Genomic DNA, 16,207 nt, shown 5'->3' on the forward strand with positions numbered 1-16,207 from the left:
CGGGTTTCGAATTCTCGAACGCTAGGTAGGCTGCCGCATCGAAGTTGCCGCACATTAACCGCCGAGCTGACATCCGGTCGAACCCTGCGCGGAGCCTAGAGCCGCCGCGCTTGTGTTCCAGCGCGGATATATCCGTCACGGCAGCTCGCAACGGCGCTGGTGGGGGGCGCAAGCCTCAATGCACGGGCTCAGTGATCTGAATACTGTCAGCGATGAGTGAGACAAGGACCGCATCAGATCCTTGCGATGCCGGCGTGGCACGGAGGACGCTCAACTCTCCTCGAACAGCGACCTCAATTCCGGACCTCAACGAGCTAGCCGCCTTCGCGGTGTCAGCGGATTGGCAGATGACCTGACACCACGCAACCCGAGCTCGAACGATGAGCCCATCGTCGCTCAAAGCTCGCTGATCGTCCGCCAGCACGAACGAAACCATCGGAGACTCCACCGGGCCAGTGAGGAGGACCTCCCCATCAACGACGCCGATCACTTCAGCTCTTGCAGTCACACACCCTCGATTCATTCGAAGCTGGTTTAACCATCTGCAAATCATGGACCAGTTCGAGACCGTGCACAATGACCCCATGCCCCGCGTCGCTCGCCCCAAGCTCTCCGACGATGCGAGGAGTGCGCTCGCGACTCTCGGTGAACCGGTGAACTTCGCGATCCTGTCGAGACTGCTGGAGGAGGGTCCGCTCACGCGCGGACGGATCGCCGAGCTCGTCGAGGTGAACCGTGTCACGGTGCAGGATCACCTGGAAACGCTGCGCGAACTGGGAGTTATCGAGGCCCACCCGATCCAGGAGCCTGATGGCAAACGGCATCGGTACGAGTACGTCGTCCTCGAGCAGGTCGTTTCCGAGCGCTACCGGGATCTCGGCGTCGAACTTGGCCTGGGTCGGAATCGACCAGCGTCCAAGTAGTCGAGAAGTTATCCACAGACACCCGGCCTCGCTCGAAGCGGGGCCGCTCCCCCGCCTAACATCGACTGCATGACCTGGGCGAACCGATGAAGCTGCGCGGCTGGATGTTCCTGCTCCCGCTGCCGTTCCTGGCGATCGCGCTCGTGGTGGTGATCCTCAGCCGCTGGGGCGGCTGGATCATCAGCCAGGTCGTCGTCTCGTTGTTCGGAACCGCGGTTCTGCTGCACGACGCACATCAGGATCCCGCGACGCGTGCGTTCGTTCTCGCAATCGTGTGGGCTGCTGCTGCCGCGAACGCAACGCTCTACATCAGATACGTCGCTCGGCGGCAACGCACCGTCCAGGCGACATCGAGTACATCCTTCGACCTCACTCCCTACCGCCGCCGGAACTAAGTCCGCAGGTCTGCTCGCGTCACTTCAAGAGCGATCGAGGACGCACACGTCCTCGCGAACTCTCGGGAGGATCGATGCGGCGACCGCTGCTTGTAGGACTGCTTGCCGTCGGGGCCATCGCTCTGACCGGGTGTTTCGATGCCGACGCCGCACCCCAGTCCACAGCCTCCTCCACAGACCGAACAGACCGCTCTACCGCCGCTCCGGATCAGGAGCCAGTCGCTCGCGCTGCCACCTCAGATCTGGGCGTCGCCGTCTACGAACTCGGCAGCTACGTGACGACCCAGGACTCGGGCCTCCTCCGCCAGCCCGGTGGCACAGATCGCTTTCCGGCCGGCAGCTTCGTAATAGTCATCCAGGTTTCGCTCGACGGCTTCGTCCCGTTCGGCGAACTCGACCTCACCGGCCTCACCGTTCGGGAAACGAGCTGGGCCGGCCTCGGCGACGCGGCCGAACTAGACACTAACGAAGGACCGGACTTCGCGGCCGATGCCGGCGTCCCGTGGGGACCAGCCGGAGCTCAGGGGCGCGGGCGTGACTGGTCCCTGCCGAACCACCTGAGCACGAGCTTCGCGCTCGCATACTACGTGCCCTTCGGTGTGTCCACGCTGGACCTCGTCGTCGATGTTCCCTCCCAGCGGGACCCATTGACCCTCTCTGTCCCCCTCCACGCGGAATGAACACTGTGGGCGAACGCATCATCACGGCCATCTGGACCACGGGCCTCGGCGGGTTGGCTTCGAAGACGATCCCCGACATCACGCCGAAGGCCGGCATCGGGTCAAAGGCGATTCAGGACCTCGCGGGCAACATCCTCTTCGTCGTCCTCATCCTCTGCGGCATCGGGGTGCTCCTCGCTGCCGCCTGCATCGCGCTCGGCTGGCTCATCAAGAACGGCGCACTGAAGTCCGCCGGGATCGCGGGGGTTCTCTGCTCCGTCGCCGCTGCAGCAATCGCCGCCGGCACCACCGCACTCATCAACTTCGGCATCGGGCTGCAGATCGTATGAGCGGCTTCCGCACTGACGACTTCGGCGTGCCCCAATTCGGATGCGGGCCAGCCGACATCCCGTGCATGGCTCAGGAGGCGGCGGCCCGATTCGTCGGCGGCGGCATCATCGGCCTCGGCGACTTCATGACCGACATGCTCGCAAACGCCTTCATCGGCAGCCGTCCCGGCGAGTCCAGCTGGACCATCGCCGACGGCCAGTTCTGGTTCTGGGTCGCGACGATGGGACTCGTCATCTCCATCGTCGCCTGCTTCCAGCTCGCGCCGGCGGCGATCATGCGAGACGGCCGGCGGATCGCGCAGGTCGCAGTCGGCCTCGTTGTCGCAGTGCCGTCCAGCGTCGCCGCTGTGTACGTGATGAGGCAGTTCGTGACCTACGGCGGTGAGACGACTGATGCACTCGTCGCAACCGTCCAGGATCAGAGCCTCGGTAATGCGCTGCTGCGCATGTTCGGATACCGCGTGGTCGCTGATGTCTCCGTCCCGGCCGACGATGGCGCGATCGCCCAGGCCATGACCACCGCCAAGCTCGCCCCGAACGCAGTCATCGGCCAGTACACCGTAGTCCTGCTCATCCTCGCCATCATGGCGCTGGCCGCGCTCTTCCTCTACGTCTCGATGTCCATCCGCTCCTTCTCGCTCGTCGCCCTCGCCGCGACGGCGCCGATCGGCCTCATGATGATCGGTCAGCCGAAATTCGCCGTCTGGGCGACGAGGTGGGCGAATCTGACGATCGGCCTCGTCATCGCCGAACCGTTGGCGGCGACGATCCTGGTCCTCTCGATACAGCTGGTCACGAATTCCACCGACCTCGGCGTCGTGATCGTCGCCGCTGGGGTGGTCTTCGCCGCAGCCTTCGCTCCCCTGTGGGCGGTCCGTCTGGTGTCGTTCGCCGGCGACGAGGTCCGCAACTCCCTGCAGCCCCGGCCGCATGTCTCAGGCAAGGCCCAGAACGCCATGCGCATCCTCGGACGGATTCTCGCGAAGTGACCACTTCGCCGATTCTCCCCCACGTCCGCTTTGCACAGCGCGAGCGACGCGGCGCCTTCCTCGGTCTGAGCTGGCCCCAGCTCACCGTCATCTGTGCCACGGCTGCGGCCTCCGTCATGTGGCTCCTGATCGATTGGGACGGCTACTGGCGCATCGGGATCTGGCCTGCCGCGACTTCGATCGCCGTCGGCAGCTGGACCTGGCATCGCGAGTCCGGTCTCGCGCTCATCTGGCGCGTGCTCACGTACGCCGCTCGACGGCATCGCCTCCAGACGAGCTTCAGGCGGGACGTGTGGGACTCACGAAAGGACGAACCCATGAAGATCGGAACGAAGCGGCGCGGGGCTGAAGACCCGCGCGAGGTCCATCGCCATCGCCTCCCCGGCGCGCACGGATCGCTGCGCTTCGTCCAAGTCCCAGGTCGGGGCGGATTCATCCTCGACCCGAAACGATCGCTCGTCTCGTTCTCGGTCGACGTTCTGAGCTCCGCCTGGCCGCTCCTTGATGAAGGTGTCCAGCAAGCGGCCTACGACGGATTCGTCGGATGGATGAGCGGGCTCGAGGCGGTCCCGGGGCTAGTCGACGCGACGGCACGCATCCGCGTCGACGCCAAACCCGCCGACGAACTCGCCCGCTACGCAGCGGAACGCGATCGAACCGATCCGTCGACCGTCAGCCCAGCGGTCCGAGCGGAGTACGACACCCTGATCACCGCGGGTGCCGATCGATCGATGCAGTTCACCAACACGGTGACCGTCTCCTGCGACCTGCGCTCGCTCCGGTCGGCGATCAAGCACTCTGGCGGTGGCCTCGTGGGCATCGCTGCCATCGTGACCGACCTCGTCGAGCAGATGCGTGACTCGCTCGAAGCCATCGGCGTCGAGCTCCGGAACTGGCTCGACACCGAAGCGATCGACGAGATGCTCGCACTCGCCATGAACCCGACGAGCTTTGCAGCAGAGTCGCGGAGTGACGACCCGAACCGACTCGCTCCGGTGATGGGCATCGAGGAGCGCTGGGATCACGTGCAGATCGATGGTTCGGTCCACCGCACGTACTGGATCGCCGAGTGGCCTCGCTCCGAAATCAGCGTGGGGTTCCTGGACAAGTTGCTCTATTCAGGCGACGCGACGCGGGTGCTCATCCTCAGCGTGCGGCCGGTACCGACCCACAAGGCTCTGAGTCAGGTGGGGCGAGCGAAGGTCGACCTCGAGGTCGCACGAGGCTTGCGCCAAAGACGCGGGATGATCACCACCCGTGAGCAGGATCGCGAATACGAGGATCTCGGCGAACGCGAGGATGACATCGTCGACGGGTTCACCGACATGGAGTTCCGCGGGTTCGTGACCGTCTCAGCCGCCGACGTCGACGGCCTCACCCGCGCATCGGCCTCCATCCTGCAGGCAGCGCAGCCGGCCCGCGTCACGCTCGCTGCGATGTACTTCCAACAGGCCGCGGCGTTCATGTCGACCGCACTCCCGACTCCGGTGGGCAAGCGATGAGCCGGCGTCGATCCGGTTCTGTGTCGCGTCTGAGCGCTTGGCGCGATGCAATCGCCGAAGACGCGCTTCCGACGAGTTCGATGCCGGCCGGCGGCTGGAAAGCAACGCACAACCTTCGCGCGCGGCCGGGCGTCGTCGCGCCGGTCCACCGCGCCTCCTCACGCACCCTCGGTGCCGCGCTGCCCTTCCTTGCCGAGAGCGGCGAACCGATGGCCGGCGCGTACATCGGCCCGAACCTGCTGTCTCGGTCCACGTTCTGCTTCGACCCTTGGGAGGCCTACGCCGCGGGTGTCGTTCGCTCGCATTCAATGGCGATCTTCGGGGTGAAGGGCAGCGGCAAGTCCGTGCTCGCGAAAAGCCTCAGCACGCGCCTGTGTCGGCTAGGCAGGAAGGTCGCGGTGCCGCACGATCCGAACGGCGAGTGGACGCGCGTCGCCGCCTACGTGGGAGGTGTGACGATGCGCCTGGGCCCTGGTCAGGCCGCGCGGATCAACCCACTCGATCCGGGACCCCGCCGCGCTGACGTGAGCGATGCCGATTGGACGCAGGAAGTCCTGCAGTTCCAGCGGGCCAAGGTCCGTGCCATGGTCGCCATCCTCCGGAACACGACGGAGCTCAGCGAGATCGAGCACACGGCTATCGATCTTGCTCTTGAGCAGGTGCACCGGTCGAACTCGACCGCGCTGGTGCCGATGGTGTGGGAAGCGCTGCGTCACCCTGAGTCCCACATCGCCGAAGAGATCGGTGCGGGCGGCCAGATGCTCGCCCACACCCTTCGTCGCGTCACGGTCGGCGATCTCGCCGACCTCATGGACCGCCCGTCGACGGTTGCCTTCGACGCGAACACACCGATGCTGACCGTCGACACCTCGGGGCTCCTGCGCGCGAGTGCGGAGACGAAAGCACTTCTCCGCCTGGCGACGACCGATTGGATCGAGCGTGGCACCCCGGCCGGTCCTGGCCAGGCGCGGCTGATCGTGCACGAGGAGGCAGCCGTCGCCCTGCTCAACGAGGTCGCGGGCGGCGGCAATCTCGTCGGACGAGTGAGCGACGAGAAGACCGCTCGTCACAAGAGGCGGTCGAACTGCTACCTCATCCACCGCATCAACGACTTTGATGCGCTTGGCGATCGCGGGTCCGCCTTGCATGCTCAAGCCCTCGGGCTCCTGGCGGACTGCGACACCCGCGTCAACTACGCGCAGCACACCGGCGAACTCGAGCGCAGTTCGCAGGTCCTCGGATGGAACCGGACGCAGACCGAGCTTGTCCGCAAACTCCGCCGTGGCGAAGGCTTCTGGCAGATCGGACCGGAGCGGGTAGCCAAGGTCCGCAACGACTGCACACCTGGCGAACTTGCTGTCTTCCGCACCGACGGGCCCGGAGCGGCACCCCGATGACCGACCGACTCGTGCTCGTTCTCCTGGGCATCATCGCCATCGCGGCGACCGCAATCGGCATCGCCGGCGCCGTGGTGATGGTCTTCGTGCTGCTGACCTGCGGAGAGCTGCCGGCTGGACTCGGTCCGTTCGCCGCAGCTGGGCTGCTGGTCGCCAGCGGTTCGGTTCCCGCAACACCTGGTGGGGGCTGCATCGTCTCCACGGATGGCGCCCGTTGGACGGTCATCGGCATAGTGGTCCTGCTCACGATCGTCGCCGCGCTGTGCCTTGCCGGGTGGCTGTCGTTCCGTGAATCTGACCGCTGGTTCCGGTCGCAGCTCCTGCGGCGCAGTGGGTTGGCGGGACGCAGCGAGGTGCGGCGGCAAGTCTCCGAGCGAGCACTCCGACGCCGGGCGGGAACTCTTCGTCCGACGCTCGCGGATCCCACGGCCGATGATGTCGGCTGGCGGATCGGCACTTCTCGCGGCCTCGACGTCTACGTCTCGATAGAAGACTCTCTCCTCCTCGATGGCCCGCCCCGCTCCGGCAAAGGCTGGCGAGTCATCATCTCCGCCATCCTCGACTGGAACGGCCCGCTGGTCACGACCTCCACCCGCAACGACAACCTCGCCGCGACGATGGCACACCGCGCGCAACGCGGAACCGTCACGGTCTTCGACCCGCAGCAGCTCTCAGGCATCCGATCCGCCCTCCGGATCTCACCGGTGACCGGCTGCGCTGACCCACTCGTCGCCGAGCAACGAGCCCGGACGATCATCGCCGGCAGTGCACTCGGACGCTCCTCCACCAACCAAGAATGGGCCGGGGCATCGGGGACGCTCCTCGCCGCTCTCCTGCATGCGGCAGCGCTCAGCGGTGGTGGCACGACAGCGCTCCGCGACTGGGGCATGAGCCCGGTGTTGGCGGGGCGTGCAGTCGATGTGCTCGCGGACTCGGGTGCACCTGGATGGGCCATGGGTCTCGCGGATGTGATCGAGGGTGATGCGAAGCTGCTGGGATCGAAGTGGTTCGGCGTCGCCGAGGCGCTGCGTCCGCTCGCGATCCCATCAGTGTTCGACGCGATGAACCCTGGACACGACGAGGCGCTTGATGCCGATGAGTTTCTCGCGGGCTCGAACACGATCTATCTGATCGGCACCGGGACTGGTGCGGGAGCGGTCGGTGGATTCCTCGGCGCGGTACTGGACGACATCGTCGAGACCGCTCGCCGCAAAGCGCTAGCCTCCCCCGGGAACCGGCTCGATCCACCACTTGGGCTCATCCTCGACGAGATCGCGAACATGTTCGCCTGGCCGCAGCTGCCGACAATCCTCTCGGATGGTGGCGGTATCGGGATCTCGACAATGGTCGTGCTCCAGTCGCTATCGCAGGCAAAGTCCGCCTGGTCGGAGAGCGAGGCTGACACGATCTGGAACTCTGCCATCGCCAAGCTGATGCTCGGCGGGTCGTCCAACATCAAGCACCTGCAAGACGTGTCGAGCATGCTCGGCCAACGACAGGTGAACCGTGGGTCCGTCAGTCGCAGCGAGACGGGCACGACCCGCTCTGAGCAGCGACAGCTCGAGCCGGTACTGACGGTCGATGAACTCCGCCGACTCCCTGAAGGCATGGGCCTGCTGAGTTACCGAAACCGACGAGGCGTCCTCCTCGACGTCGAGGGATGGACCACGCGACGCGACGCTCGCGAGATCGTTGCGGGCAAGCGAGCGACGGAGGCTGCCCAGCGGCAGGTCTTCACCGAGCAGTCCGAAGCCCGGCGGAAGATGCATGGCTGAGACTGGCGGATGGCGGCAGGCAGCGGAGCGTGAGTTCCGGGCTCCGTTCGCGCTGGACGAAGCGGACGAGGTCGGCGATGGATTCGACACCTGGCCGGCACTGCCCGAGCCCGAGTACTTCGGTGTCGTCAACTGGCGGTCCTTGCCGGACGAACGCGAGCCAGAGGTCTGGCGGCTGCTCGCGGAATGGGTCTCCTGGCTCTGCACCCGGTACACGATCCCGGCCCGGCTCATCCCGGACTGCTGGTACCTCCACGACGGCATTGTGGAGGAACTCTCCGCGCTCTTCAGCAGCTGGGAGGTCTCCTTCGAAGAAGCAGACAGCGGCGGGCACGGTCCCCTCGGCTGGCACGAGCGATTTGAGTACTTCCGCTCCCGCCTTCGCCACTACAAGCCCGAGGGCTGCGCGAACGGACACCTGAAAACGGCGAGCCGAACCATGCCCGAGGACCCTGAGCTCCGCGCGCGCATCGCCCGCGCCGACCGAGACGACACGGTGCCCTGATGCTCGTCGCGGCTCCCAAGACCCTCGACTACCTGGCAGAGGCGAGGGCGTTCTTCAACGGGCTGAAGCAGGCAAGCCCCGAGCGTCTGCAAGCACTGCTAAATGAAGGCGCTTATGACGTCAAGCTCAGCTTCGTGCTGTGGGAGTCTCGCGATTGGATCGCTCGCGAGCACATCCGCGAGGCTCGGGGGCTCGGGTACGGGAGGGAGAAGGCCCTCGCGAAACAGCGCACCCAGTCGTTGCTCGGCCTCTACCGCGAGCACGCCAAGCGGAACTACGTGCCGCTACCGACGCGGGTGCTCCTTCCTCCGCCCCGACTCCACGAGACATCGCCTGCGGAACAGCGACTCGCGGAGCAGCGTGCCAGGAGCTTCTTCTCCGCGTTGAGTCGGGCAAGCCCGGCCCGGCTCGAGGCGCTCTATCAGGAGCGACGTGGTGGCGAACAACTGTGGAGGCTGCTCCATCCGGAACCAGACCGGCCGACGGCCGAGGAGCGCCGGCAGATCTTCGAGTCCCGCTCACGGATCGACCCCGCGATGCGACCCGCGCCGACGACCGGACCGTACAAGCGCGGGAAGGTCACCCCAGTCGGGATGACCCGTGCACGCGCACTCCAGCTGGCCGTCGAAGCGGAGAAGCGCCGGGAGGCCGAGCAACTCGCTCGCCGAGCCAGCCGGGGTCGGAATGGTCCGGCGATGAGCTGACGCGATCACATGGGTCGCAACGCAGAAGTTATCCACAGTCCGACACCTGTCGCCCCGCAGTAGGTGTCGCCGTCCCTACGTTCGAAGCAACGACGGACAGGACACCGAATGACTCGCTTCACCCGCATGATGCTCACCAGCTTCGACGACACCGGACTGCCATCCGAGGCAGCGGCCGAGTGGCAGTGGATCAATCTCGATCACGTCGAGCGTATTCACGAACACGTCCACGAGGAGCCCGTGCGCGAGGCTCCCGGTCGCCCTCCTGGTCAGCCCCGATACCTCGCGTTCTTCGTGCTCACGTTCTGCAGTGGCGCACTCCTCGCGCTCCCGGCAGGCAGATACGACTCAGACGACGCCGCCCTCGACGGCTTGATCCACGTCCGGCAAACACAGCTCGGCGCAGGCTGACGCGTTCGCCGCCTCGAGCACGGAGGCTCATCCCTTCAATACGTCATGACGTATTGAAGGACGGCCGCCCGTCACTCCATCCACCCGTCCGACAAACCATACGAATGGATGTCAACACATGCCCCAGATTCAAGCCATCGGCTCCCGCAAGGGCGGTGTCGGTAAGACAACGGTCCTCCTAGGCCAAGCAGACGCCCTCGCCCAAGAGGGCCGAAAGGTCCTCGTCATCGACCTCGACCCGCAGTCCGACGCGACAACCGTTCTCGGGAGACGCGGTGAGTACACCGTCTTCGATGTCCTCTACGCGGGCGACGCAGGAACGCTCGGCGCAGCGGCGGCTCCGACCGACTGGAGGAACGTCGACCTCATCGCCGGGTCCCCGGATCTCGCGCGGATCGAGTCTGAGTCACTCCTGACGCCTGAGTTGCGGCTCAAAACGTCCGCCTGGGGAAGCGCGCAACTCGACGTCTACGACGACATCCTGATCGACACGCCACCAGCGCTCGGACGGCTCACGCTCAACGCGCTGCTCTGGGCGGACAGCACCATCGTCGTCACCGACCCCACCGCCTTCGGCCTCACCGGCGTCGGACAGTACCTCGAGACGGTGGCGAAGGTGCGGGCGCTCCCGCACCTGAACCCCTCCCTGCGGTTCGCCGGTATCGTCGTCAACCGAGTCACACCCCGACTGACCTCAGAGCACCGATACCGCCTGGAAGAACTCGAGGCCATCTACGGCGAAGTCCTGCTCCGCCCCTTCCTGCCAGAACGCACGGCGATGCAAGATGCGGAGAGCCGCCGTCGGCCACTCAGCGCGTTGACGACTCCCGGTGCACTGGTGCTGACCGAGCGATTCGCTGCACTCACAGAGGCGTTGCACGGAGTGGCAGCTTGAGCGCGGCCGACCGTCACCCCGCGCTCAGGAAAGCGCCGGCGGTCGACGACCTCACAGCGTTGACCTCGCCCGCCGGTCGTCCCGGCGGCCCGTCCTATGACCTCGCATCCCGTCGGCCAGGACCGGGCCGCCCACGCGGTCGCCGCCGGATGGAACCGTTCTCATCGAAGATCGAGATCTCCCTCCGGGACGACCTCGACCGCTACCTCGCGATCCACGACATCAGCATCGTCGACTTCCTCGACGAGGCCATTCGCGACCGCCTCAACCGCAATCTGTCATGACACACGGAAAGACGCACAGACGGCCCGACGGCTATCCCACTGTCTGTCCTGATCGACAGACAGACGGCACATGCTGATCGCGTATCTCGATGAGTCCTACACACGCGACTACTACTACATCGCTGCCGTGGTCATCGATGCGGAGCACGAGGACCGGCTCCGAGAGGCGATCGTGCGCGCGGCGGGCATAGCCGAGGCGTTCGGTCTCCCCCGTGACGTCGAACTGCACGCACACGAGATGACCGCGGGCAAAGGCGCGTGGTCACCTCTCCGCGGTCGCCACCGAGCGGTCGCGACCATCTACCGTCGAGCACTCGAACTGCTCGTCGAGGTTCCTGTCGAGGTTTTCGTGCGGGGACTCGACGTTGCGCGGTTGCACGCGCGGTACCGGTATCCGCGCCGGCCGCACGAGGTCGTTCTGCAGCATATTCTCGAGGAGCTCAGCGATCACGCTGTTGCCCGAGGCACGTGGCTGACCGTCGTCGCCGATGAACTCCCCGACCAGACCGCACTACACACACTCGTCCGCCGATTCCGCGACATCGGAACCCCAGGTTATGCCTCGTCGACGCTCACCGGAATCGAGCTGCCGCTGAGCTTCCGAGCGTCGCGAGGCACTCCTGGCATCCAGGCAGCAGACCTGGTCGCCTACCTGTACCACCGGCTGGACGGGCACCCCGAAGGAGACGCACGCGCACGCCGCTCCGCCGAGCGCTTGTGGGCCGCGATCGAACCGGCGGTCGTTCACGTCTGGGTCTGGCGCCCTTAAGCACGAAAGCCCCGCGAGGCGGGGCGTCCGGCGAACAACGTTCTGGTGACCAGCCCGTCGTAGCTTCAATTCTACGGCACACCGTGCTGCCGGGGAAGACTCATGACGCGCGCAGAGCTCTCCTCAGCCGCAGAAGTTCGAGCTCCGCCCGACCACTTCATGCACACGTCTGATACTCGTTCAACCGCCCAACTAGCGCTAACGTTCGAGCATGGAACCTCACCGCAGCTCCTTTGTATCGACAAGCGTTGCAGCGAAGTTGCTTGGCCTCGACGCCGCCGTCGTCAGGGCAATGATTGAGGCCGGATCTCTACCCGAACCTCAATGGCTGAATCTTGGCCGACGACTGGAGCGGATCTACTCACTTGAATGGTTGAGGCTGGCGAGCGAGTCGGTCGACCTTCAACGGTTGCAGGGGCTGGAACTCGGCTTCGATCCGGCCCACTCAGTCGAATTCGTCCTCAGGTTCGCCAAGCCGGACTGGACACTGCCAGAGATAGCTGACCGGCTGGCCGCAATTGACGATCTATGGATTGTCTGCGCCGCAGCCCTGGATCGGGAAGAAGGCCATGTTCCGAGCCTGAATGTCCGCCGGCTCTCGGCGGGTTCGCCGCTGGACGTGTTCGTCTGGGTTGGCGAACAGTGGGGCGCACTCGGCACCGGCGCCGTTGCGGCCCTGCTGCTCTACGTACTGAAAAATCCGGAGAAGGTGAGTGAAGCTATCCCACGTATGGTCGCCGGGTGGCGCGAGCAGTGGGCACGCGCAGATGATGCGAGAATCGCGCAGATCACCGCGAGGGAGAACCGCAGAGCTTTTGAACGCGACGCCGGCCAGATTCTCAGACGGATGAATTCGCGCCCGACGGGCTCCGCGTTGTCTGGTCTAGGCACCAGCAATCTTGAACTTACCTCCCCCGATCCAGCTATACCCGCGATCACACCGAACGTTGGGGAGCAGGGCATGACGACCGGTGAAACTGAGACGAGCGAAACACCGGAGTGACCTCGCCGGGCTTAGGTGAAACAGGTGTTTTGCTCACACCGTGCACAAAGACCTCACCCGGTCGATGAGGCTAGCCGCCGGAGTGGAGCGACCTGCGAAAGTTGCGCTCCGTTCACCTGGTGCTCACGCTGAACAGCTAGCAGGTCCCAAGCCGCTGCGCCAGTGACAGATACTCCGCGCGCGCCCGACCGCCGGGTCACACCACGAACAAGCATGTGGTGGGTCTGGAAGACGCCTGAACCGGTCTGCTCCTGGACGTCATGGAAGAAGACGACGTTGGAGACCGGGCCAGTGCCGTCGTCGAGTGAGACGAAGACGACGCGCTTGCCGCCTCGCATTGGTGGGGTGTTGGTCGCTCGACGGACGCCGGCGATGAGGACCTCGGTTCCACCGGGCAGGTCTACGAGATCGCGTGCCGGCGTGACGCCCAACTCCCGGAAGAGCGGGTAGAACCGTTCCATCTGATGGCGGTTCACTGCCAGACGCATCTCTTGCAATTCGAGGTCGGTCTGGGTCCGGCCTCGAAGCTCAAGCGAGGTGATCGTGCTCCGCTCTGGAACGGGCAGATCGAGCTCGAAGGCGAGCTGCTCGTCGGCGATGAGCTGGGCACTCGTGGTGACTCCAGCGAGGTGGGCGAGGAGTTCGTGGCGACGTCTCGGGATGTAGTCGATGAACGCATCGAGAGCACCCACTCGAGCGAATGCCTCGAAGGTGCGGCGGCGTGGACGGACTCGGTCTCGGAAGTCCTGGAGTGAGGAGAATGGCTGGTGCCGCGCGATGCGGGCTCGTTCCTTCTCGGTACTTCCCTTCATCTCGACCAGCGACATTCGCACGCCGAGCCGGCCGTCGGGCGCGATCTCGACGACGTACTCAAGCCCCGAGCGCTGCACATCGATCGGCAGGACGGGCACGTCGAGGTGGCGCGCTTCAGCGAGGATGAGATCCTTCGGCCACATCCCCGGGTCATGAGTGAGGAGCCCGGCCATGAACTCGGCCGGGTGATGCCGCTTCAACCAGGCCGACTGGAACGTCGGTAACGCGAAGGCCGCTCCGTGCGCCTTCGCGAATCCGAAGGATCCGAAGCCAGCAAGGATCGTCCAAGCTTTGTCGATCACGGCCGGCCGGAATCCACGTGCCGTCGCACGGTCGCGCACGAACGTTTTGATTCCGGCGAGGCGTCCGCGGTCCGCGAGCTGTCGGCGGATGACGTCGGCGGGCCCGAGACCGCAGCCGGTGAGTTCGTCGATGATCCGCATGACCTGCTCGTGGAACACGACTACGCCGCGCGTCTCTCGGAGAATGGGCCGGAGTCTCGGGTCGATGTAGTCGGGCATCGTCTCGCCGTGCCGAACCTGGAGGTACTGCAGCGGCATGTTGTTCTGCATCGGCCCCGGACGGAACAGTGAGATCTCCACGGTGAGGTCGTTGAAGACCTCTGGCTGCAGCTTGCCGACCAGTTCCATCTGCCCGGGTGACTCGAGCTGGAAGACGCCGAGCGTGCGCGTTGAACGGAGCAGTTCATACGTAGGTTCGTCGTCGAGCGGCAGGGCATCGAGTTCGATGGTCTCGCCGGTCAGCCGTTCGTGCTCGCTGACGGCGTGGGCCATGGCCGACTGCATCCGCACGCCGAGGATGTCGAGCTTGATGAGGCCCATGTTGTCCATGTCGTGCTTGTCGTACTGCGACATCGGAAGGCCCATGCCCGACAGCTGCGTCGGCGTGCGGTTGAGCAAGGAGGTGTCGGACAGGATGACACCGCAGGGGTGGACGCTGATGTGGCGCGGCAGACGATCGAGACGCTCGGTGACGTCCACGAGTAGGTCTAGCTCGCGTGACTCGCGGACCGCGTCGGCGAGGTCGGCCAACTCTGGCTTGTCTCGGAGGGCGTCGCGGAACTCGCGGGCGTTGAACCGCCACATCTGTTTGGCGATCATGTCGATCATCGACTCGTCCATACCGAGAGCGAGGCCGGCGTCGCGGACTGCTCCGCGCGAGCGGTAAGCGTTGGTCATCGACATGAGCGTGACGCGGTCTGACCCGAAACGGGCGAACACCTCGCGATAGACGTCGTGACGGCGGGCGGACTCGACGTCGAGGTCGATGTCGGGCAGGTTGGTGCGTTCGGGCGAGAGGAAGCGTTCGAAGATGAGCCCGTTGCTGATGGGCTCGACCGAGGACGTGTGGAGGGCGTAGTTGAGGACGGACCCGACGCCTGACCCACGTGCCTGAATCCGGATACCCATCTCGCGGATGATGTCGGCGACCTTGGCGACCGTGAGGAAGTAGGACGGCATGCCGAGCTGCTCCACGATCCGCATCTCGTGTTCGAGGGCCCGGTGCGCGTCTTCCAGCGGAGGCATCCCTGGCCGCGCGTACCGTTCATCGACGCCGGCGCGTGCCCGTTCCCACAGGGCCTGGTGCGGGTCGCCGCTGATGCCGATCACCGACGCTTCCGGCATGCGCGGCTGCTTCCAGCCGACATCGGACGCCGGGTCGAGGGTGCACCGTTCGCCGAGGCGCTCGGTCTCCGTCAACAGCCGCTGCGCCGCGTCGTCGTCGTGGGTGCCGGCGCCGACGATCATCCTTGCGATCTGCCGCATCTGCTTCGCGGGCTTCAACCAGGCCTGTCCGTTGACCTGCAGCTCGTTCAGGTCGTCGAGCTCTGCCAGCGGACGCAGGAATCTCGCGGCGTCCGCCAAGTCTGCGGTGGCGGCCTCGTCCGGAAGTCCGTATCGAACGGCGTTGGTGAGCACCGCAGGGACGCCGGCGGACTCCGCGAGGCTGAGCATCCGAGTCGCGGCCGCGACGTTGCCCCGCATCCCTTGCTCGGTGAGGTGACAGACGACCTCGATCACCAGATGGCGCGCTGGTAGCCGTTCCCGCCACCGATCGAGAGCCGCACTGGCGCCGGCGTGATCCCGTTGCTCGATCGCCTGCCCGACATCGGACTCAGGCCCAAGCATCACCGTGAGTGCGGGATCGTCGGCGAGGATCGCGGCGAGTTCATCGCGAAGGATCGCCGGTTTCTCGCGGCGACCATGCGCCGCGCTGACCGTCCGACACAGTTGAGCGAACCCAGCTCCGCGGTTCTGACCATGCGCGAGCAGGACGATTCGGCCGATCGGCTCCTGATGTTCGTCCAGGACGGCGAGGTCGGCCCCAAGCCCCGGCGAGATGCCCGCAGCCAGGCACGCTCCGACGTGCTTCGGCCCACCGTAGAGGCCGTCGCGGTCGGTCAGGGCGAGGAACGATGCCCCGTCTTCCGCTGCGAGGCCGGCCAGGGCGGCGCTCGATGTGACGCCGTAGTGCGCGGAGAGGTGGGAGGCGACGTGGAGGTGGGAGAAGCTCACGTCCAGGCGACCGCGAGGGTCCATCTGCCCGTGGTGTCACGGCGGAGGTCGTACCGGGTCGGCTCCTCGTCGCCTCGGGCCGCGTCGACCCGCCACGTCTCGATGTCGATGCGAGCTGGTGAGGAATCGCCTGTCCACCAGGCTTGGCGGGAGAACAAGGCTTGTGGCTGGCCGACGACCCGGTGTTCGAACCTTTTCCACACGAACGCTAGCGGATCTCCGTCCGCCGCGAGATCCACATCCACTGCTTCGTCAACGATCGTCGCCATGCCGCACCTCCGATATTCGAACACGTG

At 65.8% G+C, this 16,207-nt stretch carries 17 protein-coding genes; 15 read left to right on the top strand and 2 right to left on the bottom strand.

All coding sequences use genetic code 11. From position 1 onward, the window contains the following. Window positions 1-584 precede the first annotated feature (584 nt). The 15 genes from IFU30_RS13580 to IFU30_RS13650 all read left to right on the top strand — a co-directional run bounded on the left by IFU30_RS13580 (window position 585) and on the right by IFU30_RS13650 (window position 12,561). Window positions 585-923 (top strand): helix-turn-helix domain-containing protein, encoded by a 339-nt coding sequence (locus IFU30_RS13580; RefSeq protein WP_161578632.1) that lies wholly within the window; start codon window positions 585-587, stop codon window positions 921-923. 86 nt (window positions 924-1,009) lie between these two features. Further along, window positions 1,010-1,318, top strand: coding sequence for a hypothetical protein (locus IFU30_RS13585; protein ID WP_137243609.1), 309 nt, complete (start codon window positions 1,010-1,012; stop codon window positions 1,316-1,318). Between the two features lie 74 nt (window positions 1,319-1,392). After that, entirely contained in the window at window positions 1,393-1,998 is a 606-nt protein-coding gene (locus tag IFU30_RS13590; RefSeq protein WP_137243610.1) for a hypothetical protein, read from the top strand. A 5-nt stretch (window positions 1,999-2,003) separates the two neighbouring features. Then, window positions 2,004-2,327 carry a hypothetical protein gene (locus IFU30_RS13595; RefSeq protein ID WP_137243611.1) on the top strand — a complete coding sequence of 108 codons (324 nt, stop codon included), beginning with the start codon at window positions 2,004-2,006 and terminating at the stop codon, window positions 2,325-2,327. Between the two features lie 65 nt (window positions 2,328-2,392). Next, window positions 2,393-3,316 (top strand): hypothetical protein, encoded by a 924-nt coding sequence (locus IFU30_RS13600; protein WP_137243612.1) that lies wholly within the window; start codon window positions 2,393-2,395, stop codon window positions 3,314-3,316. Then, window positions 3,313-4,818, top strand: coding sequence for an SCO6880 family protein (locus tag IFU30_RS20920; protein WP_137243613.1), 1,506 nt, complete (start codon window positions 3,313-3,315; stop codon window positions 4,816-4,818). Before IFU30_RS13600 ends, IFU30_RS20920 begins: the two co-directional genes overlap by 4 nt. A gap of 80 nt (window positions 4,819-4,898) precedes the next feature. Beyond that, window positions 4,899-6,215 carry a helicase HerA domain-containing protein gene (locus IFU30_RS13610; RefSeq protein WP_161578634.1) on the top strand — a complete coding sequence of 439 codons (1,317 nt, stop codon included), beginning with the start codon at window positions 4,899-4,901 and terminating at the stop codon, window positions 6,213-6,215. Next, complete coding sequence (locus tag IFU30_RS13615; RefSeq protein ID WP_240044055.1) at window positions 6,212-7,990, top strand: type IV secretory system conjugative DNA transfer family protein; 1,779 nt, start codon at window positions 6,212-6,214, stop codon at window positions 7,988-7,990. The genes IFU30_RS13610 and IFU30_RS13615 overlap by 4 nt, the downstream gene beginning before the upstream one ends. Continuing rightward, window positions 7,983-8,495 carry a hypothetical protein gene (locus tag IFU30_RS13620; RefSeq protein ID WP_137243615.1) on the top strand — a complete coding sequence of 171 codons (513 nt, stop codon included), beginning with the start codon at window positions 7,983-7,985 and terminating at the stop codon, window positions 8,493-8,495. Before IFU30_RS13615 ends, IFU30_RS13620 begins: the two co-directional genes overlap by 8 nt. After that, on the top strand, window positions 8,495-9,199 hold the full coding sequence (locus IFU30_RS13625; RefSeq protein WP_137243616.1) for a hypothetical protein: 705 nt from the start codon (window positions 8,495-8,497) through the stop codon (window positions 9,197-9,199). The genes IFU30_RS13620 and IFU30_RS13625 overlap by 1 nt, the downstream gene beginning before the upstream one ends. A 108-nt stretch (window positions 9,200-9,307) precedes the next feature. Further along, window positions 9,308-9,610: a hypothetical protein gene (locus IFU30_RS13630; protein ID WP_137243617.1), complete on the top strand. Its 303-nt coding sequence runs from the start codon at window positions 9,308-9,310 to the stop codon at window positions 9,608-9,610. A 118-nt stretch (window positions 9,611-9,728) separates the two neighbouring features. Continuing rightward, complete coding sequence (locus IFU30_RS13635) at window positions 9,729-10,505, top strand: ParA family protein (protein ID WP_137243618.1); 777 nt, start codon at window positions 9,729-9,731, stop codon at window positions 10,503-10,505. Between the two features lie 149 nt (window positions 10,506-10,654). Further along, window positions 10,655-10,789: a hypothetical protein gene (locus IFU30_RS20710; protein ID WP_274598633.1), complete on the top strand. Its 135-nt coding sequence runs from the start codon at window positions 10,655-10,657 to the stop codon at window positions 10,787-10,789. A gap of 70 nt (window positions 10,790-10,859) precedes the next feature. After that, window positions 10,860-11,558 (top strand): DUF3800 domain-containing protein, encoded by a 699-nt coding sequence (locus IFU30_RS13645; protein WP_137243620.1) that lies wholly within the window; start codon window positions 10,860-10,862, stop codon window positions 11,556-11,558. Between the two features lie 211 nt (window positions 11,559-11,769). Then, window positions 11,770-12,561, top strand: a complete 792-nt coding sequence (locus tag IFU30_RS13650; protein ID WP_137243621.1) for a hypothetical protein — start codon at window positions 11,770-11,772, stop codon at window positions 12,559-12,561. Window positions 12,562-12,614: 53 nt separating this feature from the next. On the opposite strand, the gene dnaE is transcribed toward IFU30_RS13650, so the two are convergent. Both dnaE and IFU30_RS13660 read right to left on the bottom strand, forming a co-directional pair. Next, window positions 12,615-15,911 (bottom strand): DNA polymerase III subunit alpha, encoded by a 3,297-nt coding sequence (gene dnaE, locus IFU30_RS13655; protein WP_191941598.1) that lies wholly within the window; start codon window positions 15,909-15,911, stop codon window positions 12,615-12,617. Beyond that, window positions 15,908-16,180, bottom strand: a complete 273-nt coding sequence (locus IFU30_RS13660; RefSeq protein WP_137243623.1) for a hypothetical protein — start codon at window positions 16,178-16,180, stop codon at window positions 15,908-15,910. Before IFU30_RS13660 ends, dnaE begins: the two co-directional genes overlap by 4 nt. Window positions 16,181-16,207: the final 27 nt, after the last annotated feature.

Origin of the sequence: Plantibacter sp. CFBP 8798 (assembly GCF_014841195.1) — a bacterium.
In the GTDB taxonomy this organism is placed as follows: Bacteria; Actinomycetota; Actinomycetes; order Actinomycetales; family Microbacteriaceae; genus Plantibacter; species Plantibacter auratus.